The organism is Eggerthella sp. (genome assembly GCF_048329335.1).
Taxonomy (GTDB): domain Bacteria; phylum Actinomycetota; class Coriobacteriia; order Coriobacteriales; family Eggerthellaceae; genus Eggerthella; species Eggerthella lenta.
The window spans coordinates 1-2,716 of the sequence record NZ_DBFEGU010000332.1 but is presented as its reverse complement, the minus strand read 5'-3'; the positions used below and the strand labels follow the sequence as shown (position 1 = coordinate 2,716).

General features: G+C 62.0%; 2 protein-coding genes. Both read right to left on the bottom strand.

Annotation, left to right across the window (positions count from 1 at the left end):
* Positions 1-307 precede the first annotated feature (307 nt).
* Positions 308-1,624, bottom strand: a complete 1,317-nt coding sequence (locus ACMO6A_RS10325; RefSeq protein WP_009305614.1) for an adenylosuccinate synthase — start codon at positions 1,622-1,624, stop codon at positions 308-310.
* Between the two features lie 491 nt (positions 1,625-2,115).
* On the bottom strand, positions 2,116-2,716 hold a 601-nt coding region (locus ACMO6A_RS10320; protein ID WP_418471213.1), incomplete at its 5' end, for an AEC family transporter.

The following is a 2,716-nucleotide window of genomic DNA, read 5'->3' as shown; positions in this document are numbered from 1 at the left end:
GTGCAAAAGCGCTTCAGTGCTGCTGGTGTTGCCACTGTTTCACGTGAAACATTTGTTCCCATATCGCACGTCATTGCGACGAAGTGTTTCACGTGAAACGTTTCGTCGTTTTGCAGGTCGAACTCATACGTCAGCGAGAAGCGCCGAGGTGCCCGAGATCGTGGGGATGGCGAGGGCGAAGCGCGCCCCGAAGGAAGTCCCCGTAGGGGATACTTCGGTACGCGAGCCGTCGGCATCGCCGCGAGATCGGGTGCATCGGCGCTTCGCAGCGTCGAGTCGTTCCGCCGTTCGACAGAACGGCGGAACATTACCGATCCCAGCCTCGCATGATGGTCTGGTCGCGATCGGGGCCGACAGCGATGATGCTGACCGGCACGCCGGTGATCTTCTCCAGGTACTCCACGTAACGCTGGGCGTTCTCGGGAAGCTCCTCGAACGTGCGGCACTCGGTGATGTCGACGCCCTTCCAACCGGGAAGCTCCTCGTACACGGGCTTCGCGTGGAACAGCACGCTCTGCTGCATGGGGAAGTAATCGTACACCTTGCCCTCGCACTCGTAGGCCGTGCACACCTTGATGGTGTCGAAGGCCGACAGCACGTCGAGCTTCGTCAGCGCCACGTCGGTGAGGCCGTTGACCTCGGCCGCGTAGCGCGCGATGACCGCGTCGAACCAGCCGCAGCGGCGCTTGCGCCCCGTGGTCACGCCGAACTCGTGGCCCACCTTGCACAGCAGCTCGCCGACCTCGGCCTCCTCGCCTTCGCCGCCGTCCTCGGGGAAGCGCTGCTCCGTGGGGAAGGGGCCTTCGCCCACGCGCGTGACGTAGGCCTTCTGGATGCCCAGTACGCGATCGATGACCGTGGGGCCCACGCCCGTGCCCGTGGCGGCGCCGCCGGCGCAGCACGACGAGGACGTGACGTAGGGGTACGTGCCGTGGTCGATGTCGAGTAACGTGCCCTGCGCGCCCTCGAACAGGATGGACTTGCCGGCGCGCACGGCCTCGTTCAGCAGCTGGGCCGTCTCGGCCATGTACGGCTTGAGGATGCGCGCATAGGGCAGGTACTCCTCGCAGATCTCCTCCACCGTGTAGGTGTGCAGGCCGTAGATCTTCTCGAGGATGGGGTTCTTCTGCGAAAGCACCGCTTCCAACTTGAGGCGGAAGATCTTCTCGTCCAGCAGGTCCTGGATGCGAATGCCCTTGCGGGCCACTTTGTCCTGGTAGCAGGGGCCGATGCCGCGCTTCGTGGTGCCGATCTTGTTCTCGCCCAGGCGCTTCTCGTCGGCGCCGTCGAAATCCTTGTGGTACGGCATGATCACATGCGCGTCGCACGAGATCTTGAGGTTCTTGCAGGAGATGCCTTCGGCTTCCAGCATGGCCATCTCCTTGATGAGCACGCCGGGATCAACGACCACGCCGTTGCCGATGACCGGAACCGCATGCTCGTACATGACGCCGGAGGGCATGAGGTGCAGCGCGAGCTTCTTGTCGCCGTGGATGACCGTGTGACCCGCGTTGTTGCCGCCCTGGTAGCGAACCACGTAATCGTATTCGCGCGCGATCAGGTCGGTGACTTTGCCCTTGCCTTCGTCGCCCCACTGGGCGCCAATCAGAACCGTGCTCGGCATGTCTGTTTTTCCTTTCGGTGTTCGAACCACAGAATTACAGTATATCAATCTGGAGGGCAAATGGAGTTTGCACATGTTCTTTTCGAGGTCTCCACATGAGTTCCGGAGGGTTCGATCGCCGGACGGCGGGGAGGGTGCCGACGCCAAAGGCGCACAACGGCAACGGGTGAGGCGTTCACGCAGAGGGTCAACCGGCGCGGCAGGCAGAGGAAGGGATCGGGCAACGCGGTCGCAAGCGGTCGGAAAACCGGTATCGACACGGCTCGCCCAGGGCATCGCATGCTGCGCCCATCGCAGAAGGAGCCTGCGCGGCATCCGGGATGTTTCACGTGAAACATCCCACATCGCAACCTCGAATGTCCCACGAAGAGCATCTCGTGTCGCGCCCGGATTGCGTCACGGGAAACAATCCGCGTCGGACCTCAAATGTTTCACGTGAAACAATTCGAGCCGAGAGAAGGCTCGGCGCGCGGGAAGAGCCGCCCCATCAGTCAGAACAGCACCTTCACCAGGATCAGGATAAGAGGCACGGTGAGCAGGAACAGGAACATGCTTTGCGTCGTGGCCCGGGCGGCGAACTTCGGGTTCGCACCGTATTGCTGGGACAGAATGACGTTGAGCGTGCCGCACGGCATGGCAAGCAGGAAGACGCTGACCGAAGCCACCAGCGGGTCGATCCCGGGCACGAACGAGAGGACGACCGCAGCCAGAGCGGGCAAGGCCAGCAGGCGCATGAAGGAAACGATGTACGCCCATTTGTCTCTCACCACATCCGACAGCTTCATGCGCGACATTTCGTAGCCGATTATGAACATGGCCAGCGGCGTCATCATAGAACCGGCCATATTGAACGCGTCCGCGATGGGGGTCGGGAACCTGAACGGAAGCGCGTACAGCACAAGCGCGACGACGGTGCAGATCAGACAAGGGTTCAGCAGAATGCCCTTGATATCGGGCTTCGCCTTGTCCTGCAAAACCGCGATGCCGAAGCTGAAAAGGGTGATGTTGAACACGATATTCGCCGCGATGGCGTACAACATGCCGGACGAGCCGAAGAATTGCATGGCCAACGGTATGCCGATGAACCCGTCG

What these genes read in the sequence shown, in the direction of transcription:
- ACMO6A_RS10325 (WP_009305614.1), bottom strand. Translation starts at nt 1,624, where the DNA reads ATGCCGAGCACGGTTCTGATTGGCGCCCAGTGGGGCGACGAAGGCAAG.